The organism is Collimonas sp. GW821-FHT07E08 (assembly GCF_059418905.1).
Window position 1 is genome coordinate 240,527 of sequence record NZ_JBWKQR010000006.1, and the last position, 19,510, is coordinate 260,036.

Annotated in this window: 21 protein-coding genes and 3 tRNA genes; 10 read left to right on the top strand and 14 right to left on the bottom strand. The window is 60.3% G+C overall.

Annotated elements, in window-relative coordinates; genetic code table 11:
* Window positions 1-224: 224 nt before the first annotated feature.
* The 4 genes from AC07RZ_RS10130 (at window position 225) to AC07RZ_RS10145 (ending at window position 3,872) form a co-directional block, all read left to right on the top strand.
* The gene (locus AC07RZ_RS10130; RefSeq protein ID WP_494667858.1) at window positions 225-854 is read left to right on the top strand and encodes a response regulator; all 630 of its coding nucleotides are present in this window, start codon (window positions 225-227) and stop codon (window positions 852-854) included.
* A 104-nt stretch (window positions 855-958) separates the two neighbouring features.
* Entirely contained in the window at window positions 959-1,828 is an 870-nt protein-coding gene (locus tag AC07RZ_RS10135; protein WP_342829869.1) for a class I SAM-dependent methyltransferase, read from the top strand.
* 107 nt (window positions 1,829-1,935) lie between these two features.
* Window positions 1,936-2,295, top strand: a complete 360-nt coding sequence (locus AC07RZ_RS10140; protein ID WP_092395759.1) for a hypothetical protein — start codon at window positions 1,936-1,938, stop codon at window positions 2,293-2,295.
* Window positions 2,296-2,402: 107 nt separating this feature from the next.
* On the top strand, window positions 2,403-3,872 hold the full coding sequence (locus AC07RZ_RS10145) for a DNA-3-methyladenine glycosylase 2 family protein (protein ID WP_494667859.1): 1,470 nt from the start codon (window positions 2,403-2,405) through the stop codon (window positions 3,870-3,872).
* Window positions 3,873-3,933: 61 nt separating this feature from the next.
* On the opposite strand, the gene AC07RZ_RS10150 is transcribed toward AC07RZ_RS10145, so the two are convergent.
* Window positions 3,934-4,009 (bottom strand) — tRNA-Arg (locus AC07RZ_RS10150).
* 200 nt (window positions 4,010-4,209) lie between these two features.
* Between AC07RZ_RS10150 and AC07RZ_RS10155 the strand changes: the two genes are divergently transcribed.
* Entirely contained in the window at window positions 4,210-4,806 is a 597-nt protein-coding gene (locus AC07RZ_RS10155; protein WP_144742506.1) for a c-type cytochrome, read from the top strand.
* 75 nt (window positions 4,807-4,881) lie between these two features.
* On the opposite strand, the gene AC07RZ_RS10160 is transcribed toward AC07RZ_RS10155, so the two are convergent.
* The 7 genes from AC07RZ_RS10160 to AC07RZ_RS10190 form a co-directional block, all read right to left on the bottom strand.
* Window positions 4,882-5,571, bottom strand: a complete 690-nt coding sequence (locus AC07RZ_RS10160; RefSeq protein ID WP_494667860.1) for a YiaD family glycine zipper/OmpA-like lipoprotein — start codon at window positions 5,569-5,571, stop codon at window positions 4,882-4,884.
* Window positions 5,572-5,639: 68 nt separating this feature from the next.
* Window positions 5,640-6,017 carry a hypothetical protein gene (locus AC07RZ_RS10165; protein WP_494667861.1) on the bottom strand — a complete coding sequence of 126 codons (378 nt, stop codon included), beginning with the start codon at window positions 6,015-6,017 and terminating at the stop codon, window positions 5,640-5,642.
* 14 nt (window positions 6,018-6,031) lie between these two features.
* Window positions 6,032-6,418 (bottom strand): phage holin family protein, encoded by a 387-nt coding sequence (locus AC07RZ_RS10170; protein ID WP_092395741.1) that lies wholly within the window; start codon window positions 6,416-6,418, stop codon window positions 6,032-6,034.
* A 24-nt stretch (window positions 6,419-6,442) separates the two neighbouring features.
* Window positions 6,443-6,742 (bottom strand): DUF883 family protein, encoded by a 300-nt coding sequence (locus AC07RZ_RS10175; protein WP_144742503.1) that lies wholly within the window; start codon window positions 6,740-6,742, stop codon window positions 6,443-6,445.
* 174 nt (window positions 6,743-6,916) lie between these two features.
* Entirely contained in the window at window positions 6,917-7,426 is a 510-nt protein-coding gene (locus tag AC07RZ_RS10180) for a hypothetical protein (RefSeq protein ID WP_144742502.1), read from the bottom strand.
* A 77-nt stretch (window positions 7,427-7,503) separates the two neighbouring features.
* On the bottom strand, window positions 7,504-7,914 hold the full coding sequence (gene rnk, locus AC07RZ_RS10185) for a nucleoside diphosphate kinase regulator (RefSeq protein WP_186450667.1): 411 nt from the start codon (window positions 7,912-7,914) through the stop codon (window positions 7,504-7,506).
* Between the two features lie 146 nt (window positions 7,915-8,060).
* Window positions 8,061-8,528, bottom strand: coding sequence for a hypothetical protein (locus AC07RZ_RS10190; RefSeq protein ID WP_144742501.1), 468 nt, complete (start codon window positions 8,526-8,528; stop codon window positions 8,061-8,063).
* A gap of 366 nt (window positions 8,529-8,894) precedes the next feature.
* On the opposite strand from AC07RZ_RS10190, the gene AC07RZ_RS10195 reads away from it, so the two are divergent.
* A tRNA-Val gene (locus tag AC07RZ_RS10195) sits at window positions 8,895-8,970 on the top strand.
* A gap of 34 nt (window positions 8,971-9,004) precedes the next feature.
* A tRNA-Asp gene (locus AC07RZ_RS10200) sits at window positions 9,005-9,081 on the top strand.
* Between the two features lie 65 nt (window positions 9,082-9,146).
* Here AC07RZ_RS10200 and AC07RZ_RS10205 read toward each other — a convergent pair.
* Window positions 9,147-9,665, bottom strand: coding sequence for a hypothetical protein (locus AC07RZ_RS10205; RefSeq protein WP_139220012.1), 519 nt, complete (start codon window positions 9,663-9,665; stop codon window positions 9,147-9,149).
* A gap of 356 nt (window positions 9,666-10,021) precedes the next feature.
* Here AC07RZ_RS10205 and AC07RZ_RS10210 point away from each other — a divergent pair, with 356 nt between their 5' ends.
* The gene (locus AC07RZ_RS10210; protein ID WP_494667862.1) at window positions 10,022-11,119 is read left to right on the top strand and encodes a GGDEF domain-containing protein; all 1,098 of its coding nucleotides are present in this window, start codon (window positions 10,022-10,024) and stop codon (window positions 11,117-11,119) included.
* 24 nt (window positions 11,120-11,143) lie between these two features.
* Here AC07RZ_RS10210 and AC07RZ_RS10215 read toward each other — a convergent pair whose 3' ends face one another.
* The 3 genes from AC07RZ_RS10215 to AC07RZ_RS10225 form a co-directional block, all read right to left on the bottom strand.
* Window positions 11,144-12,043, bottom strand: a complete 900-nt coding sequence (locus AC07RZ_RS10215) for a recombination-associated protein RdgC (protein ID WP_092395729.1) — start codon at window positions 12,041-12,043, stop codon at window positions 11,144-11,146.
* Between the two features lie 183 nt (window positions 12,044-12,226).
* Entirely contained in the window at window positions 12,227-12,511 is a 285-nt protein-coding gene (locus AC07RZ_RS10220) for a DUF4404 family protein (RefSeq protein ID WP_092395727.1), read from the bottom strand.
* Between the two features lie 41 nt (window positions 12,512-12,552).
* Window positions 12,553-14,616: a UvrD-helicase domain-containing protein gene (locus tag AC07RZ_RS10225; RefSeq protein WP_342829898.1), complete on the bottom strand. Its 2,064-nt coding sequence runs from the start codon at window positions 14,614-14,616 to the stop codon at window positions 12,553-12,555.
* 133 nt (window positions 14,617-14,749) lie between these two features.
* Here AC07RZ_RS10225 and AC07RZ_RS10230 point away from each other — a divergent pair, with 133 nt between their 5' ends.
* Entirely contained in the window at window positions 14,750-15,229 is a 480-nt protein-coding gene (locus tag AC07RZ_RS10230) for an SRPBCC family protein (RefSeq protein WP_342829899.1), read from the top strand.
* A 24-nt stretch (window positions 15,230-15,253) separates the two neighbouring features.
* On the opposite strand, the gene AC07RZ_RS10235 is transcribed toward AC07RZ_RS10230, so the two are convergent.
* Together AC07RZ_RS10235 and AC07RZ_RS10240 are read right to left on the bottom strand one after the other, a co-directional pair.
* Window positions 15,254-15,880: a response regulator gene (locus tag AC07RZ_RS10235; RefSeq protein ID WP_342829900.1), complete on the bottom strand. Its 627-nt coding sequence runs from the start codon at window positions 15,878-15,880 to the stop codon at window positions 15,254-15,256.
* Window positions 15,873-17,243 carry a cache domain-containing protein gene (locus tag AC07RZ_RS10240; protein WP_494667863.1) on the bottom strand — a complete coding sequence of 457 codons (1,371 nt, stop codon included), beginning with the start codon at window positions 17,241-17,243 and terminating at the stop codon, window positions 15,873-15,875. The genes AC07RZ_RS10235 and AC07RZ_RS10240 overlap by 8 nt, the downstream gene beginning before the upstream one ends.
* A 232-nt stretch (window positions 17,244-17,475) precedes the next feature.
* Here AC07RZ_RS10240 and AC07RZ_RS10245 point away from each other — a divergent pair.
* The coding region (locus AC07RZ_RS10245) for a carbon starvation CstA family protein (RefSeq protein ID WP_494667864.1) at window positions 17,476-19,510 on the top strand (2,035 nt) is incomplete at its 3' end.

Consider the following 19,510-nt stretch of genomic DNA (forward strand, 5'->3'; position numbering starts at 1 on the left):
GAAGAATCTCAAAACTCGCCAGCGCGGTTTGCAGCGAGATCGATTTTAGTTATTCCATTGTTACCTTGTTTGTTAGACTACGAAATTAAGAAATTTACTTATATATTTAATAATATGCAAACCCGATACTTCCTATTCAATAACGATAAGTAGAAACCCATAAGGAAGACACCAAGGCGGACACCAAGGTAGACATCATTCACCAGCCGTGGAGAGACAATTTCATGATCAGGATCATCCTGGCCGACGACCAGCCGGCCATCATTTCCGGGACACGCCAATATATCGAGCAGATGCCGGGCTTTACCGTAGTGGCGGCAGTCTCCTCGACGGCAGAACTGTCGGAGCGGTTGCGAGATACGCCATGCGACCTGCTGGTCACGGAATTTTCATTGCCGATGAATCGCATCGGCCGCGGCTGCGCCTTGTTCTGCCAGCTCAAGCGCGATTACCCGTCGCTGCAGCTGATCGTGCTGACGATGATCGACATACCGGCGGTGCTGTACCAGATCGTCCATTGCGGCGTGAAAGGGCTGGTGCACAAAAGCGACGAGATAAGCGAGCTCGGCCGCGCCATGCAGGAGGGTTCGCCCGCGGCGCCGTATATCGCCAAGTCAGCGCTGCGGATGCTGAAAAAAGGTCCTAACGGCAGGCTGCCGACCAGGCGCGAAGCGGAAGTGCTGAAGATGTACGTGGTCGGCAACAGCCTGCGGGAAATCGCCGACCGGCTTAACAAGAGCGTCAAGACCGTGGGTTTGCAAAAAGCGTCGGCGATGAGAAAAATGGGCCTGCGCAACGACATCGAACTGGGCAGGTATTCCTGCACGATGGGCAAGATCGGGCAGCCGCCGTGACGGATTTTTTTGGACGGATCGCGGCGCATTGGAGACCTCATGCTGCCGAAGCCGTTATACTTGGTGGAATAGCCGGCAAGCCTGGCCGACAGAAAGCAAGTTCCATGAACGGTATCAAGCAAGAATCCAATTCCCTCAACCCGCAAGCGTCCAAGCACGAAATCCGCCCCGGCCAGTCGATAGAGTTGCTCAAAGAGTTACATATCCTGACGCGCGACGGCAAATTGAACCAGGACAGCCGCCGCAAGCTCAAGCAGGTATATCATTTATATCAATTCATTGAGCCGCTGCTGCAGGAGATCCAGCAAGAACAGGGCGGAGTGCAGCTGGTCGACCATGGCGCCGGCAAGTCGTACCTGGGATTTATCCTGTATGACCTGTTTTTCAAGACGCTGACCGACGACTCGCACATTTTCGGCATCGAAACCCGTGAAGAACTGGTCAAGAAATCGCAGGAACTGGCGCAGCGCCTGGAGTTTCCGGGCATGTCCTTCCTCAATTTGTCGGTGGCGGAATCGATAGGATCGGCTTTGCTGCCTGGCCGCATCGATGTCGTCACAGCCTTGCATGCATGCAATACCGCGACTGACGATGCGATCGAATTTGGTTTGAAGAAACAGGCGCGTTTCATGGTGCTGGTGCCTTGCTGCCAGGCGGAAGTGGCTTCCGTACTGAAGAAGAACAAGGGTAAATCGCTGGCGAAAGAAGCGCTGACCGAAATCTGGCGCCATCCGCTGCATACGCGCGAATTCGGCAGCCAGGTCACCAACGTGCTGCGCTGCCTGCAGCTGGAAGCACATGGTTATCAAGTCAGCGTCACGGAACTGGTTGGCTGGGAGCACTCCATGAAGAATGAACTGATCATCGCCAGCTACAAAGACCTGCCGCGCAAGCGGCCGACCGAGCGCTTGCAAGAAGTACTGCACACCCTGGGGCTGGAAGAAATGCAAGAACGTTTTTTCACCGCGCCCTGAACGACGCAACTTGATTAAAAGCGGAGATCCATCCTAATCATTTTGCAGCATTTGCCTGCCGCAAGCGGGCCGTCCACCATCGCATCACTTAACCTGAGGAGAGTGACATGAGTAAGACGAGTAGTTCACATGCCGTTAAAGAGTTCACCAAGGCCCCGCCGACGGAGGAAGGGCTGACAGAGACCGTGCAGCACATTACGGCTGGCGTCGGCGAGTTCAGTGTCCTCAACCCCGCTGCGCGCGCAGCATTGGTCCTCAAGGTTACGGAGCAGTGGGAACAGGATTTCATCGTTAAATTCCATATACCCTCGGATCGTGCGAAGGCCGGCGAAGAATATGCCGCCATCGAGCAGGGCGACAAATATCCGAGCTTGTCGGATTCAGTGCGCGAAGCCGTGTTGCAGCGCTTTGATGATCGCTACGGCGACGGCGGGCCGCGATTGTGGTCCGCATTGAACGGCAAATGAACCCGCGCCCTGTGTGCTTTCAGGGCGCAGAAAACTGACTTTTCCGGCATCATGTCCATGTCCGAAAACCGCTAGACAGTGATAAATATTGGCGCGATCATGGTCCGATGGAACTTGATCACGACACCTGCTACCGGGCCCTGGCCAGCCGCGACGCGCGCTTTGACGGACGGTTTTTCATCGGCGTCAAAACCACCGGCATCTACTGCCGCCCGATTTGCCCGGCGCGTACCGCCAAATCAGAAAACGTGCTGTTTTTTCCCACTGCCGCCGCCGCGCAGGAAGCGGGCTTTCGTCCTTGCCTGCGCTGCCGCCCGGAAGCGGCGCCCGATTCCGGCGCCTGGCGCGGGGTTGCCAACAGCGGCGTATCCAATACCGTGAGGCGCGCACTGGCGCTGATCGAAATGGGAGCGCTGGATGACAATGGGATGGATGGGCTGGCCGAACGCCTGGGTGTCGGCGAGCGGCAATTGCGCCGCTTGTTTGCCCAGCACCTGGGGGCGTCGCCGGTAGCCGTGGCGCAGACGCGCAGGGTGCTGCTGGCCAAGCAGCTGATCCACGAAACCCGCATGCCGATTACCGAAATCGCTTTCGCCGCCGGCTTTGGCAGCATCCGCCGTTTCAACGAAGTGTTCCTTGACCTGTTCCAGCGCCCGCCAAGCGCATTGCGCCATGGCGGCCGGCCGGAGCAATCGGCGCAGGCCGGGGTAACGCTGCTGCTGCGCTATCGTCCGCCCTACGACTGGCCGGCCATGCTGGCATTCCTGAGCGCGCGCGCCATCGCCGGCATGGAACTGGTGGCTGACGGCTGTTACTACCGCAGCATCAGCCTCGACGGCGTGCATGGCACGATTGCCGTCCGGCCCGGCGAAGGACATGCCCTGCAAGCCACCATCCGTTTTCCCCAACTGTCGTCGTTATCGGCCATCATCGCTCGTCTGCGCAGGATGTTCGACCTGGCGGCCGATCCGGAAATCATCAGCCGGCAATTGTCGGCCGATCCCTTGATGGCCAGGCTGACCGCCGCCCGGCCGGGCCTGCGCGTACCAGGCTGCTGGGACGGTTTCGAACAGGCGATGCGTGCGGTGCTGGGCCAGCAGATCACCGTGGCCGGCGCCATCAGGCTGGCCGGCAAGCTGGTGGCGCAGCATGGCGAAACGCTCAGCGATCCCAGCCCGGACCGGCCTGGATTGACCCACGTATTCCCGCAAGCGGCGCGGGTGGCGGCAGCCGACCTGGCGCCGCTGGGCATGCCGAAAGCGCGCGCCGCAACCATGTCCGCGATAGCTGCAGCGCTGGTGGCCGACCCGCAGCTGCTGGAGACGCGCGCCAGCCTGGAGGAAGCCGTGCTGAAATTGCGCGCGCTGCCGGGCATAGGCGATTGGACTGCGCACTACATGGCGCTCCGCCATCTGCGCGAGACCGATGCGTTCCCGGCGGCGGATGTCGCGTTGATGAACGCGGTTGCGCTGCATGAAGGCGTCCGGCCGGACGCAAAGGAACTGACCGCGCGGGCAGAAGCCTGGCGGCCGTGGCGTGCCTATGCGGCACAGCACCTTTGGTCGTCGCTGGTCTGACCGGGAAAATTTTTCAGGTAATCAAGCGCTGACGAGAGTTATCGTAAGTTGTTGATTTTATTGGTGCGGCTGGCTGGAATCGAACCAGCGACCCTTGGCTTCGGAGGCCAATACTCTATCCACTGAGCTACAGCCGCATGAGAGGAACGGTGAAGAGGCATGAAGGATACCGTTTTTCTGCGCGCGCGTCCATGCAAAGCAACGTTTCGGCGTTCCAAATAGTAATTATTGGGACTATAATCAAGGGTTTGGCGGGGGATCGTGTGCTGTTTGGGCGATTCGGACGGTTTTTTGGCGCCTATCCGGCTACGGCTTTGAAAATTGTACTGAGGGAATCATGAGCGACGCACATAACGAAGAACATCAATCCGCGATCAGGACACCTAAGCAGCTGATCGTTGCCATTGCAGCGGGCTTTCTGGTCCCCATCATCTGCATCGTATTGCTGGTGCAATACGTCACTGCCGGCAAGAAGGTCGGCGCCGGTTCCGAGGGACAGACCCCGGAAGCGATTGCTGCCCGTATCAGCCCGGTAGCCGATGCCGGTTTCACCTTCAAGGATGTCAACGCTCCCAAGCAGCTGCTGTCAGGCGAAGAAGTCTTCAAGTCCACTTGTGCCGCATGCCACGCAGCCGGCGTTGCCGGTGCGCCCAAGGTCGGCGATGCCGGCGCCTGGGGACCGCGCCTGGCGGAAGGTTACGACAAGGTGGTCGGCTATGCGCTGCACGGCTTGCGGGCGATGCCGGCCAAGGGCGGCAATGCCGACCTGGACGATATCGAAGTTGCGCGCGCCGTGGTCTACATGGCCAACCAGTCCGGCGGCAAGTTCAAGGAACCGGAAGTGCCGGCCCCTGCTGCGCCAGCCGCTTCGGCAAGCGCGGCGGCTTCTGCTTCTGCGGCAGCCAGCGCTGCGTCGGAGCCGGCAGCAAAATAATCCGGCATGGCCGGTCGTAAAAAAAAACCAGTCATATCGACTGGTTTTTTTTTGCCCAGGAACTTGGGGCGAAGATCAATAGGCTCGTGCCTGCGGCTGGCCTTGTCCAGGATCTCGTTCGTAAGTGTAGAGCTCGACCCGGCGATTGATTGCACGGTTAGCCGCCGTATCATTGGCGACTACAGGCTCTGTGGAGCCCAGGCCCTTCGTCAGGATACGATTCGGCGCAACGCCGCGGCTGCCAAGGTAGTTGGCAACATTCTGCGCGCGCTGGATCGACAGCGGATTGTTGATCGCATCCGTGCCGGTATTGTCGGTATGGCCGTAGACTTCCACCTGGGCGGCGGGATTCTGCACCAGTGTTGCCGCCAGCTGATCGAGGATCGGGCGCAGGGCCGGATTGATGTCGGCGCGTCCGGTAGCAAAGCCGGTATCGGCGGGAACATTGATCTTCAGTCGGTTATCGGCAGTCTGCGTGACCTGGACGTTAGTGCCGGCAGTTGCCCGCTCCATCGCCAGCTTCTGGTCTTGCTGGCGCTTGCCCCAGATATTGCCGCCAACCGCACCGATCGCCGCGCCGATCGCCGCACCGGCGGCAGTGCGTCCGGCGCCGCCTGGGCCGGCAATGCCGCCCACCAGGCCTCCCAGCACAGCACCTGCGCCAGCGCCCATCGCAGTTCCTCTTTGGGTTTCCGTCATATCGGCACAGCCCGCGGTTGCCATTGAAACTGCGAGAACCAGGGCACCCAACTTGAATTTATTCATGGTCTTTCCTTTCTAAGGTTGAGACAGCGCCAGCAAAAAAAACCGTAGCCCCCGGCTGGAGGCTACGGTTATTCGTCATCTGTAGTTGTCTTGCTTTTCCTGCTGTTGACATAAGCGGCGCCGCCGATTGCAGCAAGCAGGGCGGCGCCGATAAGCAAAGGTTTGCGGGTACGGCGTTTGGATAGCCATGACGCGCCGGTCAGCAGCAAAGGCAGCATGGCAGGCAGGTTGCTGCCGCCCGGGTTGCCGCGATTGCTGAATACCGATGAAGCGATGCCGGTCATCCGGCCCAGTAAAATGGTCGCCAGCGATTTGCTGTTCAGGTTGGTCCGCACTATATCGCGCGAGACCAGCATGTCGGCACGGAAGGCCGCGCCTTCCTGCAGCAGCTTCTGCTTGCGCTCGGCGGTGGAAAGACTGCTGTCCGGTCCTGGATATCTGCCCATGTCGGGTTCCGTGTTCAAAGTAAGGCGTCGCGATCTTTGCGCAGTTCGGCCATGGTGACGGGCAAGCCGAGCCGGCCCTGGCGCAATACGCTGCGCACATAAAAGCCGGTGCCGATCGTCACGATGGTGAAGAAAGCCGCCAGGATCAGCAGTATTTTCCAGCCCAGGGCGTCCCATGCCAGCACCAGCAGCAAGCCGCTCCAGAAGGCCAGCGCGAACCACAAGGCGACAATGCCGAGCGCGCAGACCAGGAGCAGCTTGAACAGGTGCGAGCCGATCTCGGAAAATTCCAGCGCGGCCAGTTCGATGCGGCTGATGATCAGCGCAAACATGTTCTTGGCGGTGCCGACCAGCCCGGACACCAGACCCGGACTGCTTTGCTTGGGTTGTTGTGGGTTCATGCGCGCCTGACGGTTATGCTGCGGTTATTTACGGGAAATGGCCAAGCCGACCAGCAGGCCGATGCCGGCCGAAATGGCGATTGCGCGCCATGGATTTTCCTGGACATAGTCATCGGTGGTAGCGGCGATTTCCTTGCCTGCTTCGATTGCTGCAGCTTGCACGTCTTGTGCTTTAGATACGGCCGAATCAAGTAGTTCCAAACCTTTGTTGCGCAGGTCTTCGGCTTTCTCGCCGGTGGTGGCGGCAGCTTCGCGGAACAGTTCCTGCGCGTCTTCGACCATGCTGCGCAGATCGCTGCGGGTTCTCAGAGTGGATCGGTGCATCGTGTGACTCCTTCATTCATGATTTTCAAGTATAGCCAAGCGCTTCTGTAAATGCTGCGGCCAGGCTAGCTTAGGCGTTCGATGATACAGGCTACTATGCTTGTCTGCCAGCAAAGTGTCTTTCTGGCATTGAATGTGCACTGGATTGCCGCCCCGCGTGGCGGCAATCACGCCTTATTTCCTGTCGCGCAGTTCGGCGATCGCCTCGATATTGCCGATCTGGATGACGACGGGGCGCAGGGTGATGGTCGCCTGCGCCGGCCGCCAGGCAAACAGCCATTCATGCTGGGATGCATCGCGCTTGCCTTTGCTGAAGGCGCTGCCCAGGGGACTCGGCTGGCCGTAGCTGACGGCGGCGTCGATCCCGGCCCAGTTCGGCAGCAGCCGCTGCGCGGCGCGGTGGATCAGTTCACCGAAATGTTCGGTGTCGTGGATCACCAGGCAGCAATCCGACGGTGCGAACGCGTTGAACAGGCTGGCGTCGTCGCTGCTGCTCATGCTCAAGGTCAGCAGTTGCGGCGTGGCGCGTTTTGCCGCGCCGTGCGCATGATGGAGGTTACTGATTTGCAGGCTTTCCGCGGGCGGACGCAAACGGAATTCTCCGAGCGTCAAGGAACGTTCCAGCCATTGCCGCTCCGAATAGCGATAGAGCTTGGCAGGGCGTTGGTAATCTGCGCTTAACATGATGACTTGTCTTTATTCTTTGTGTAACGGACGCGAACATCGCGCGTCCTGAAAATCTGCTGCTGCAGTACGGGCGCTTAAAGGTGGAATTCGCCGTTGGCTTCGGGCTGGTACGTCACATCCAGAATGCGCAACTGCAAAGGACGGCCGCCCGGACCTTGCCAGGAAATCGACTGCCCCACCGACAGGCCGAGCAGGGCGCTGCCGACCGGCGCCAGGATCGATACCGCGTCAGGCGGGTTGGACGGGCTCGGATAGGCCAGCGTCATGCCATATTCGGTATTGCTGACTTCATCGATGAAACGCACCGCCGAATTCATGGTGATCACGCCCGGCGGCATATCTTCGGGAGCGACCACGGTGGCGCGGCCCAGTTCGTTTTGCAGCGCGTCGACGCCTGGCAGGTTGCGGCAAGCGCCAGACGCCAGCAATTGTTCAATGCGCTCCAGGTCGAAACTGGAAATGATGAGTGGCGGCTGAATATCCATGACTGTGCTGTCTCGTAGAAAAGGGGGATAAGTGCGAACGCGGCGTGGTGGGATATCTCACGGAGTCCTGCATTGCGTTCAGGCTGATGGCTCGATGGTAGGCGAGAAGCGCGCCGGAAGCAAGCCGGACGCAATCGGCGCAGCCGCTACTCGTCCATCTGCTGTTCGGCCACCGAACGCAGCTGGAAACGGCCGTCGTCATTGAACAGCCAGCTTTCCGCGAGCTCGACTTCGCCGCGATGCAGGAAGCGGCTGTCGGGCTTGGGGAAAGGCGCGGCGCGGCGCAGTGCGGCCAGCGCCGTGGCCTCGGCCTTGCGATCGCGGTTGGTGCGCAGGACGTCGGCGCGCAGCAGCTGGCCGTCGGCGTTCACGAAATATTTCAGCACGATCACGGCGCGCAGCAGCGCCTGCGGCCGGCCGACATACACCTGGGTAGAGTTGACCGCGACAATGCGTTGCGCCAGCGCGCGCTTGTAGTCATCCAGCGTGGCGGCGGTCGACGTTGCGGTGGAGGTGGTGGCGGGCGGCGCCGGCGCTTCTGCCAGCTGGCCGGTGCAGGCGGCCAGCATGATCGCAGTCACGCTGTAGAGGCTAATGCGGATCTTGGCATTCATCGCGATTCTTCTTATCGTTAAAGTTGGTTAAATATTAATAAACGAAGGCGGTGAACCCCTGGGCGCCATGTCGCCGACGACGATCATTGAATGGCGCCATGATGATATGACAGTCGAGCGGTACCTGGTGTTCCATCTCGGTAAACCGATTCAAACAAAAAATAACCGAGGCATTCAATAACTGCGGCGAAACGGTGAAAACCAGGCAAACAGGCGGTTGGCGGGCCGAAATCCAATCTTGCGAAAAACTTTTCAAAACAAAATGCGACGAAGCGCTAGTAAATTTAAAAAAACCGTTGTACAATCTGCCCCCTTCAGGCGTAGTGACATACGCTAAGAAAGTTTGGCTGACTAAGTGTGCATTTTGGGTGCTTAGCTCAGTTGGTAGAGCGGCGCCCTTACAAGGCGTAGGTCGGGAGTTCGAGCCTCTCAGCACCCACCAAGTGGCCAGACGATCTTGATGAAGCAGCAGTTTAGGAGTGGTAGTTCAGTTGGTTAGAATACCGGCCTGTCACGCCGGGGGTCGCGGGTTCGAGTCCCGTCCACTCCGCCAAGAATACAAATGCCCGCGCAAGCGGGCGTTTTTATTTGTAAGTCCGGTTTCATATTAGACGAGAGTCAAAAACGATCGCCTATGGTGCGGGTAATCGCGGCGCCTTCGGATTTCTGCAGCAGCAGCTTGCCATTGCGGATCACCAGCGTCTCGCTGCTTTTATCCCTGGTCTCGGCAATGCTGCCGATCGGCCCCAGCGCCATGCTGACGCTGGAGGAAAGCTTCACCTCGGCGCTCTTGCGGTCCTTGCTGATCTCGATATGCTCGATGTTGACCTGGTAATTGGTCGAGACCCCGCCCAGCCGCCCCGCTTGTGCCAGCGATGCGAACATCTTGTTGTACCTGTCGCAGGTTTCGTCCTTGTCGGCGTTTTCCTGGATCCGTCCCTGGCTGGTGGAGTTGACGCCGGTGCGCGTGAAATCCTTGCTCAGCATTGCGCACAGTTCCTTGCTGCGGCCGTTCAGCACGTGCTCGGTGGCGGTGTCGTAAAAGCGGTTTACGCTCTCCTCATCGATGGAATTTTGACGATTCCAGTACCAACTGCCTATCCCGACAGCAACTAATAATAAAATAATGACTCTCATGCTGTCCTGATCCCCTTAAAACGCTAAAGACGCCCTAAAATTTGCTGTGCCGTTTTCGCCGCTTTGCACCTCAATCTTGTCAGTAATAGAAGATGCGGCTTAATTTTCCAGTAAGCTATAGAATATCTGCAGTGCAATAATTTTGATAGATAACTTAATCCCGCATCCGTGCGATCGCCAGAACATGGCATTATTGTTTTCCCACGGAAACATGTCCTGCATCTATTTCTCCGGAAAGATGAATTGCTGTCTGTCATGCGTGGCTGCTTGTTGCCTATAAGGGTGGTGAAGAAACCAATGGCAACCAACGAGAAGTAGGGGACATGAAAGCGCAACGACGAAAAGAAATGAATGCGATGGCATTAGGCATGCTTGGGCGCGTCGCCCTGAGCGGCCTGCTGGATGCCATGCTGCTGTGGGGTTTCGCTCATGCCGGGGTGATCCGGCCGGACATCGCGCTGCTGTATGCCATGGTCGTGGTGGTGGTCAACGGCGTTTATTACCTGCTGATCCGCAGCGGCTTCAACCGGCGCTACAAGGATCCCGGCCTCACTTTTGCGCAGGTGGTGACGGCCTTGCTGCTGCAGACCGGTTTCCTGATCCTGGCGCCGCAGGTCGGCTACCTGTTCCTGATCAATTTTTTTGTCATCTACGGTTTTGGCGTGCTCGGCCTGAGCACCTTCTGGTACGTGGTCAGCTGGCTGATCGGTTCGCTGGCGCTGGTGCTGGCCTTCGGCCTGGCGGGTTCGCACCTGAGCTTCCCGGTGGCGAGCAATTTCAGCCAGCTGCTGGTGTGCCTGTCCTTCATCCTGACGCTGGGCCGCTGCATCTACCTGACCAACATGCTGAGCCGCATGCAGCGCAAGATCATGGAAAAGAACCAGCAGCTGGTGCTTGCCATGAAACGGGTGCAGGAGCTGGCCACCCGCGACGAGCTGACCAATATCGAGAACCGCCGTTCGCTGATGGAAATCCTGGCCGTCGAGCAGAAACGCTTCCAGCGCGGCGGCACGCCGTTCTGCATCGCCATCCTGGACCTGGACGGCTTCAAGTCGGTCAATGACAATTTCGGCCATGCCGCCGGCGACCTGGTGCTGAAGACCTTTGTCGAGATCGTGCGCAACGAAATGCGCCTGAGCGACCACTTCGCCCGCTATGGCGGCGACGAGTTCGTGCTGGTGCTGACCGGCACCACGGTAGAGGAAGGCGTGACGGCACTGGACCGGATCTGCGCCGAGACCGAAATGTACGACTGGAGCAAGTTCGGCAAGGACATCGTGCTGACGGCGTCCATCGGGATTACCGATTTCCGCCCCGGCGAAAGCATAGACGAAGCCTTCCAGCGCGCCGACATGGCGTTGTACGGCGCCAAGGCGGCCGGCCGCAACCGCGTCATGATCAGCCCCGACACCTTCGAGTCATCCGACGGCGGCACTACCATCAGGGCGTTCTAGGCGCGGTTCCCGCGCCTAGGAACCTTAGACTGCGGGTTCGCCGCCCAGCGCGAACACCAGGTCGCCCAGCATCTTGCTCAGTTCGCCGGTCATCAGCATCATGTCGGAATCGAAACGTTCGTCGTCGTTCTTGCTGCTGGTGTCATTGCCTTCCTTGAGCACGTCCAGCGGCGCGATGCGCTTGACCGCCAGCGATTCGGTTAGGACAAACGAAACATGGTCGGCCCAGGTCATCGCCAGCCGCGTGCACTGCTTGCCGGAGGCGATGTGGCGGCGGACGTCGTCGGCCTCGATGGTGTGGCGTACGTAGCGCACGGTGGCCTTGCCTTCGCCGGCGGCGCGCAGCTCCGTATCCTGGTCGACGGTAAACCCGTGCGGCGCTTCATCGGAAGCCAGCCAGTTGGTCATCGAAGTCAGCGGCGAATGCGCCGTGCGCAGGCTGGAAACCTGCAGTTTGTCGACCGAGGCCAGCAACAGCTTCAGGATTTCTTCGGCCTTGGCCGGGCTGGCGGCGTCAATCACCAGCCAGCCGTTGACCGGATCGATCCAGACCCAGGTGTTGCGCTGGATGCTGAACGCGCGCGGCAGCAGTTCGTCGGTGACTTGTTCCTTGAGGTCCTTGAGCTGCTTGCGGCCTGGCGCATAACCTTGCTGCTCTTCAATCTCGGCGGCGCGCGCCTTGGTGACCTGGTTGACTACCGTAGCCGGCAGCAGTTTCTTCTCCGTGCCCAGCAAAATCATCATCTGGCGGTTGACGGTATGCACCAGCATGCCGTTGTCGCGCGGCGACAGCCAGCCCTGGCTCTGCAATTCCAGGCTGCTGCACTTGGCAAACGCCTGCGGCGCCAGGAAAGCTTCGAGCTGTTCGGCCGAAATGGCCCATGGTGCGGGAATACGGTAGATCTGAAGATTTTTAAACCACATAGTGTTCCAATTTCCAATAAATAAAACAAATCCCGGACACAGCTACCTGCCGCGTGGCGATTTACGCTATGTCCAGGCGGTTGCCGGTTGATGAAAACGCGGGAAGTTTGAAGCAGCTGAAGCTGGTGCAGCAGTTGCAGGCCGGGGAGATGCCCGGTCCGCAAAGCAAGGGTGGTCGGGTAGTCAGATACCCATGTCGGTCAGCGTATCGGCGATCTGGCGCAGCACCGGTTGCAGGTGCGGATGATTCACCGCCAGCCGGGCCGAAATGCTCTGGGCGCGTTCCACCAGCGCCGAACGCAGGTCGGAAGCCGGGGCTGCGGCGGCCGTGCCGGAGGATTTCAGCAGTTCCTGGATATCGCTGTCCAGCGATTGCAGCAAGCCTTTCAGTTCGCTGTCGACCGTGCTGTTGTTTTCCAGCGTGCTGCGGAGTTTTTCCAGCGATGTCTTGATGTTGTCTATGCTCATGGTTTACTCCTGAATTGACTCTTACTCTAACATCTATCTTCTCACGCGGCGCGTGGCTTCTGCAACAAAGCCTTCAAACTGGCCAGGCGGTTTTGCGGCGTGATCTGTTCCGCTTCGGTCGGCATGGCGTCGCCTTCGTCCAGCTTCATTTCCTTGACGAAGCGCGATATTTCGCAAACGACCGATTCGCCGGCGCGCTTGCGTTTCTTGCACCAGCTCACGTGCAGGCTGCGCTGGGCGCGCGTGATGCCGACATACATCAGGCGCCGCTCTTCCTCGATGCGGGCGGCGATGGTCTCGGCCGGGGCGTCGGGATCGCCCTTGTGCGGCAAGATGCCCTCCTCGACGCCGATCAGGAACACATGCGGATACTCCAGCCCCTTGGAAGCGTGCAAGGTCGACATGCGCACCGCATCGGGCTCCTCGTCGCGGCCTTCCAGCATCGACATCAGCGCCACCATCTGCGTCAGTTCCAGCAGGTTGCGCTCGTCGCCGGCGCCGTCCTTGCCGCCGGTGCCCTTTTCCTTGAGCCAGTTGGTGAAGTCCAGCACGTTCTGCCACTTGCCTTGCGCCGCGCGGTCGTCGAAGCTGTCATACAGGTAATGCTCGTAATTGATTTCCTTCATCATGTCGTCCAGCACGGCGGCTGCGTTTTCGCCGCTGCCGGCCGGGCCGACGCGGCTGGCGCGTGCTTCCAGCTGGTTGATGAAATGGCAGAACTCGCGCAGCGGATACAGCTGGCGGTCGGTCAGCTTGGCTTCGATGCCGCCCTTGAACACCGCTTCGAACAGTGAGCACTGCCACTGGCCGGCTACGGTGCCCAGCACTTCCAGCGTGGCCTGGCCGACGCCGCGCTTGGGCGTGGTGATGGCGCGGATGAAGGCCGGATCGTCGTCTTCGTTGGCGATCAGGCGCAGGTAGCTGATGATGTCCTTGATTTCGGCGCGGTCGAAAAAGCTCTGGCCGCCCGACATCGTGTACGGGATGCGTTCGCGCCGCAGGGCTTTTTCAAAGGTCCGCGCCTGGTGGTTGCCGCGGTACAGGATGGCGTAGTCGGAAAACTTGGCGCGCCGCTCGAAACGGTGCGCCGACAGCATGATCGCCACCTGCTCCGCTTCCTTTTCGTCGTCCTCCATGCCCATCACCTTGATCGGATCGCCCAGGCCGTGTTCTGACCACAGCTTTTTGTCGAACAGCTTGGGATTGTTGCCGATCACCGCATTGGCGGCTTGCAGGATGCGCGTGGAAGAACGGTAATTCTGTTCCAGCTTGATCACTTTCAGGTCGGGAAAATCGACCTGCAGGGTTTTCAGGTTCTCGATGGTGGCGCCGCGCCAGGCGTAGATCGCCTGGTCGTCGTCGCCCACCGCGGTGAACATCGGCTTCTTGCCGAGCCCGGTGACCAGCAGCTTGACCAGTTCGTACTGGCAGGTATTGGTGTCCTGGTACTCATCGACCAGCAGGTAGCGCAGGCGGCGCTGCCATTTGTCGCGCACCGCCTCGTTGCTGCGGAACAGCTCCACCGGCAGCCGGATCAGGTCATCGAAATCGACGGCCTGGTAGGCCGCCAGCGTCGCCACATAGCTGCGGTAGATGCGCGCCGCTTGCGCTTCATCTTCGGTGACCGCCTGCTTGATGGCCTCTTCGGGATCGACCAGGCCGTTCTTCCACAGCGACATGGCGTTCTGGATGCGGCGCACCAGCTGTTTATCGGTGGTGATCGCCAGGTCTTGCACGATAGAAAAGCAATCGTCGCTGTCCATGATGGAGAAGCGGTCTTTCAAGCCCAGCTCGCGCGCTTCCTGCCGCAGGATCTTGACCCCCAGCGAGTGGAAGGTGCTGACAGTGATGTGCTTGGCCTGTTTCGGATCCTTCAGCAGCTTGGCGATACGCTCTTGCATTTCGGTCGCCGCCTTGTTGGTAAAGGTGAGCGCCGCGATATGCCTGGCGTCGTAGCCGCAATCCTCGATCAGGTGCTGGATCTTCTGCGTGATCACGCGCGTCTTGCCCGAACCCGCGCCGGCCAGCACCAGGCAGGGGCCGTCCAGGTACTTGACGGCTTCCCGTTGGGGAGCATTGAGACCGAAATTGGGAGTAGACGACATCAGCGGCTGACAGGAAGGAGCAAAGCGCTGTATTTTAACAGTGTGCGAGGCCTCGGAGCCTGCTTGTCGTCCTGCCCCAGTTCCGGCGTCGAATATGGGACAATCCGTCATTAACCATCTTGCCGGACATGCCATGAAATTCAGTCACCTGATCGAAATCAACGATCCTCTCAACCCGCTGATCGATACCCTGACGCGCGAGCAGCTGTGGCGCGGGCTGGTGATGCGGGCCGAGCAGCCGATGTTGTTCGTTGAGCATCTGGACGATTGCCGCCTGTCGGATAAATCGGTGCAGTCGGTAGCGCGTGAATTGCGTTACGGCAAAGTGATCGTCAAGGACGTGGTCAGCTACCTGCCGCTGCTGCAGGTGCGCTACCAGGTGCCGAAACAGCAAGATATCGCCGGCTCCAGCCTGATCATGACGATTGAAGAACCGGAACAGGAAATGCTGTTCGTGCGCTTCGAGTATGAAGACGATGCGGTCGAGCGGCAGCCGGCGGCGCAGGCCGAGCAAGAGTTTTACGACGAATTCCGGCGCTCCGCCTATGAAGAAGCCGATATCGACACCATCCGCGTGATCCGCGAACTGGCCGCCGAAGGCAAGCTGGGGTAACAATCGCCGGCCGCCACGGCAGCTTCAGCGGAAATTGTTTTCCACTGCAAACTTGATCAGTTCCGCCTGGCCTTCGATATCCAGCTTGCGCTTGATGTTCAGCCTGTGGGTTTCCACCGTGCGCACGCTCAGGTCGAGTTCGCGCGCAATCTGCTTGTTCGACTCGCCGTTGGCGATATGCTGCAGCACCTGGCGTTCGCGCGCCGTCAGCAGCTGCCCCGGCGTCATCGGCCGCGCCAGTTTCTGGGCCAGCGCCGCGCTGTAATACATGCCGCCGGAAATCACGGTTTCTATCGCATGCACGATATCCTTGCCGGGCGCGTCTTTCAGCACATAACCGCGGGCGCCGGCCTGCACCGACTGCATCAGGTATTCGGTCTTGTCATGCATGCTCAGGATCAGCACCGCGATTTCCGGGAAACTGACATGGAACCGCGCGGTGAGGTCGATGCCGTTGCTGCTGCCGCGCAGGTTGATATCCATCAGGACCAGGTCGATCGCCTGTTCTCCGGCGCGCTGCAGGGCTTCGTCGGCGCTGCCGGCTTCCGCCACGATGGCGAAACCCGGCACGGCCTCGAGCCGCGCGCGCAAGCCGTCGCGCACCAGCGGATGGTCGTCGACCAGCATGATCTTGGTAGTGATTTCAGGCATAGGAATAGTGTGGATGCGGAATGGTCGCCAGCACCGTGGTGCCGGCCGCAGATGAGTTGACCTTGAGCCGGCCGCCGACGGCTTCCAGCCGCTCGACCATGTTGCGCAGGCCGATGCCGTGTTTCGGATTGCCGTCGATCTGGTCGACATCGAAGCCGACGCCGTTGTCTTGCACGGTCAGGGTAACTGCTTGCGCATCGCCTTGCAGCAGCACCTTGATCTGCGTTGCCTGCGAATGGCGGGCGACGTTGGCCAAGGCTTCCTGGGCGATGCGGAACAACACCGTATTGGCCACCGCCGGCATGCCGTCGGTGTTGCCGCTGTGCTGGAAATCGATGGGGATGCCGGCGTGTTCCAGCCATTCGCGGGCCAGGTGGCTGAGCGCTGCCGCCAGGCCGAGATCATCCAGGATCGCCGGCCGCAGGTCGTGCGAAATGCGGCGCACTTCGGCCAGCACGTCGTTCAGCTGGCCGGCGCTGCGCTCGAACGTGGCGCGTGCTGCGGCCGACTGCTGCGGGCCGTTGTCGAGCTTGGCGATGCCGGCTTCGATCTGCAGCTTGATCGATACCAGCCACTGGCTGATGCCGTCGTGCAGGTCGCGCGACAGCCTGGCGCGCTCTTCTTCCTGCGAGCGCACCACGCGCTGCGCCAGCACTTTCAGCTTGGCGTCGGCCACCCGGTGTTCGCTGATGTTCAGCACCAGCCCCGACACCCCCACCACCAGCGCGCTCAGGATCGCGATGCCGGCAATCCACCACATGGTGTTGCGGATATTGCCGGAAACCTGGGTATCGATCTTGCTGAGCGCGGCGTCGACGTCATCCATATAAATGCCGGTGCCCAGCATCCAGCCCCAGTTAGGCAACGCCACGACGTAGCCGAGCTTGCTGGCGACATGGTGGCTGGACGGTTTTTCCCACTGGTAACGCTCAAAGCCGCCGCCGCTGCGGGCGCGCTCGATCAGGTGCTGGATGGTGAGGTTGCCGTCGGCGTCCTTCATGTCCCACAGGTCGCGCCCGACCAGTTCCGGCTGGCGCGGATGCATCAGGCTCTTGCCCTGCATGTCGTAGATGAAGAAATAACCGTCGTCGCCATAAGACAGCTTGGACAGGATGGCCATGGCCTCGTCCAGCGCTGCCTGGTCCTTGCGGCCGGAATCGTACAGATGGGCGATCGACCAGGTGGCCAGTTCCACGTAATGCTTGAGCTCGGCTTCCTTGCTGGCCAGGTAGGCGGCCTGGATGGTGGCGCGCTGCTGCTGGCCGAGCGCAACCGCCTGGTGCCGCACCGCCAGCGCGATCGCGCACAGCGCCAGGATCAGCGGGACGATGGCCAGGAAGATGATTTTTTGCCGTAATTTCATGGCGCTACTTTACTCGGAATCGCCGCCGATTCCATCAAAAACCTCTGCTGCGGCTGCGCTGCCGCCATTCCCGCCTACGTAGTACTACGCAAGCGCAGTGCGTAGTTCCTCGCTTGTCCTCCCGCCCCATATGCCAAATACTTTGGCCGCGGCCTGGTTGCTCGGCGAGTGCCGGCCGCTATCCAATAAAAACAATATTCCACCATATTCATTCCCGCCTGGGAGGAGAACAATGAATCGTCTATATTCAAAGATGGGCTGGCTTGCGCTGGCCCTGCTCGGTGCATTCGCGTTTGGCTACATCGGCCTGCAGCGCGGCGAATCCATCAGCGCCATCTGGATCGTGATTGCCGCAGTCTGCGTCTACCTGATCGCCTACCGTTTCTACAGCCTCTACATTTCCGACAAGGTGCTGGGCCTGGACGCCACCCGTATGACGCCCGCCTACAAGTACAACGACGGGCTGGATTATGTGCCGACCAACAAGAATGTCCTGTTCGGCCATCACTTTGCGGCGATTGCCGGCGCCGGGCCGCTGGTGGGGCCGGTGCTGGCGGCGCAGATGGGCTACCTGCCGGGCATGCTGTGGATCCTGGCCGGCGTGGTGTTTGCCGGCGCGGTGCAGGACTTGATGGTGCTGTTCATCTCGACTCGCCGCGACGGCCGTTCGCTCGGCGACCTGATCAAGTCCGAGCTGGGCCCGGTGCCCGGCGTGATCGCCCTGTTCGGCACCTTCATGATCATGGTCATCATCCTGGCGGTGCTGGCGCTGATCGTGGTCAAGGCGCTGGCGGAATCGCCCTGGGGCACGTTCACTGTAGCGGTGACGATCCCGATCGCGCTGTTCATGGGCGTCTATACCCGCTACCTGCGGCCGGGCCGCATCGGCGAGATTTCGCTGATCGGCTTTGTGCTGCTGATGCTGGCGATCGTCGGCGGCCAGTATGTGCAGGAACATCCGGTGCTGGGCGCCATGTTCACCTTCACCGGCAAGGAACTGACCTGGATGCTGATCGGCTACGGTTTCATCGCTTCGGTGCTGCCGGTCTGGCTGCTGCTGGCGCCGCGCGACTATCTCTCGACCTTCCTCAAGATCGGCACCATCGTCGGCCTGGCGCTGGGCATCGTATTCGTGGCGCCTGAACTGAAAATGCCTGCCTTCACGCAGTTCATGGACGGCTCCGGCCCGGTCTGGTCGGGCAGCCTGTTCCCGTTCCTGTTCATCACCATCGCCTGCGGCGCGGTCTCCGGCTTCCATGCCTTGATCGCTTCCGGCACCACGCCGAAACTGCTGGAGAATGAACGCCATGCGCGCTTCATCGGCTACGGCGCGATGCTGATGGAATCGTTTGTCGCCATCATGGCGCTGATCGCAGCCTCCTGCATCGAGCCGGGCGTGTACTTTGCGATGAACAGCCCGGCGGCCTTGATAGGCACTACCGTGGACAGCGCCGCGCAGGCCGTCTCGCAATGGGGTTTTTACGTAACGCCTGAAATGCTGGCGCAGGTGGCGAAAGACGTCGGCGAGCACAGCATCATTTCCCGCGCCGGCGGCGCACCGACACTGGCGGTCGGCATGGCGCACATCTTGTCGAGCATAGGCGGCGGCAAAGTGATGATGGCGTTCTGGTACCACTTCGCGATCCTGTTCGAGGCGCTGTTCATCTTGACCGCGGTCGATGCCGGAACCCGCGCCGGCCGTTTCATGCTGCAAGACCTGCTCGGCACCTTCGTGCCCTCCATGCGCAAGATCGATTCGCTGCCGGCCAGCCTGATCGCGACGGCCCTGTGCGTCGCCGGCTGGGGTTATTTCCTGTACCAGGGCGTGGTCGATCCGCTGGGCGGCATCAATACCCTGTGGCCGCTGTTCGGCATCTCCAACCAGATGCTGGCGGGGATTGCGCTGATCCTGGCGACTTGCGTGCTGTTCAAGATGAAACGCGACCGCTTTGCCTGGGTCACCATCGTGCCGACCGCCTGGATCCTGGTCTGCACCCTGACCGCCGGCTGGCAGAAAATATTCGACGCCAATCCGCGCGTCGGCTTCCTGACTCACGCCAGCAAATACCAGGCCGCGTTGGCGGACGGAAAACTGCTGGCGCCGGCCAAGTCGGCCGCGCAGATGCAGCAGATCATCTTCAATGATTACCTCGATGCAGGGTTGGCGGCGTTCTTTATCCTGGTGCTGCTGAGCATCCTCGGTTTCGGCATCAAGACCGTGCTGGGGGGGGGGGCCGGCAACAAACCACACACCCACAAAACAACAT

What these genes read in the sequence shown, in the direction of transcription:
- AC07RZ_RS10130 (WP_494667858.1), top strand. Translation starts at nt 225, where the DNA reads ATGATCAGGATCATCCTGGCCGACGACCAGCCGGCCATCATTTCCGGG.
- AC07RZ_RS10135 (WP_342829869.1), top strand. Translation starts at nt 959, where the DNA reads ATGAACGGTATCAAGCAAGAATCCAATTCCCTCAACCCGCAAGCGTCC.
- AC07RZ_RS10140 (WP_092395759.1), top strand. Translation starts at nt 1,936, where the DNA reads ATGAGTAAGACGAGTAGTTCACATGCCGTTAAAGAGTTCACCAAGGCC.
- AC07RZ_RS10145 (WP_494667859.1), top strand. Translation starts at nt 2,403, where the DNA reads ATGGAACTTGATCACGACACCTGCTACCGGGCCCTGGCCAGCCGCGAC.
- AC07RZ_RS10155 (WP_144742506.1), top strand. Translation starts at nt 4,210, where the DNA reads ATGAGCGACGCACATAACGAAGAACATCAATCCGCGATCAGGACACCT.
- AC07RZ_RS10160 (WP_494667860.1), bottom strand. Translation starts at nt 5,571, where the DNA reads ATGAATAAATTCAAGTTGGGTGCCCTGGTTCTCGCAGTTTCAATGGCA.
- AC07RZ_RS10165 (WP_494667861.1), bottom strand. Translation starts at nt 6,017, where the DNA reads ATGGGCAGATATCCAGGACCGGACAGCAGTCTTTCCACCGCCGAGCGC.
- AC07RZ_RS10170 (WP_092395741.1), bottom strand. Translation starts at nt 6,418, where the DNA reads ATGAACCCACAACAACCCAAGCAAAGCAGTCCGGGTCTGGTGTCCGGG.
- AC07RZ_RS10175 (WP_144742503.1), bottom strand. Translation starts at nt 6,742, where the DNA reads ATGCACCGATCCACTCTGAGAACCCGCAGCGATCTGCGCAGCATGGTC.
- AC07RZ_RS10180 (WP_144742502.1), bottom strand. Translation starts at nt 7,426, where the DNA reads ATGTTAAGCGCAGATTACCAACGCCCTGCCAAGCTCTATCGCTATTCG.
- rnk (WP_186450667.1), bottom strand. Translation starts at nt 7,914, where the DNA reads ATGGATATTCAGCCGCCACTCATCATTTCCAGTTTCGACCTGGAGCGC.
- AC07RZ_RS10190 (WP_144742501.1), bottom strand. Translation starts at nt 8,528, where the DNA reads ATGAATGCCAAGATCCGCATTAGCCTCTACAGCGTGACTGCGATCATG.
- AC07RZ_RS10205 (WP_139220012.1), bottom strand. Translation starts at nt 9,665, where the DNA reads ATGAGAGTCATTATTTTATTATTAGTTGCTGTCGGGATAGGCAGTTGG.
- AC07RZ_RS10210 (WP_494667862.1), top strand. Translation starts at nt 10,022, where the DNA reads ATGGCATTAGGCATGCTTGGGCGCGTCGCCCTGAGCGGCCTGCTGGAT.
- AC07RZ_RS10215 (WP_092395729.1), bottom strand. Translation starts at nt 12,043, where the DNA reads ATGTGGTTTAAAAATCTTCAGATCTACCGTATTCCCGCACCATGGGCC.
- AC07RZ_RS10220 (WP_092395727.1), bottom strand. Translation starts at nt 12,511, where the DNA reads ATGAGCATAGACAACATCAAGACATCGCTGGAAAAACTCCGCAGCACG.
- AC07RZ_RS10225 (WP_342829898.1), bottom strand. Translation starts at nt 14,616, where the DNA reads ATGTCGTCTACTCCCAATTTCGGTCTCAATGCTCCCCAACGGGAAGCC.
- AC07RZ_RS10230 (WP_342829899.1), top strand. Translation starts at nt 14,750, where the DNA reads ATGAAATTCAGTCACCTGATCGAAATCAACGATCCTCTCAACCCGCTG.
- AC07RZ_RS10235 (WP_342829900.1), bottom strand. Translation starts at nt 15,880, where the DNA reads ATGCCTGAAATCACTACCAAGATCATGCTGGTCGACGACCATCCGCTG.
- AC07RZ_RS10240 (WP_494667863.1), bottom strand. Translation starts at nt 17,243, where the DNA reads ATGAAATTACGGCAAAAAATCATCTTCCTGGCCATCGTCCCGCTGATC.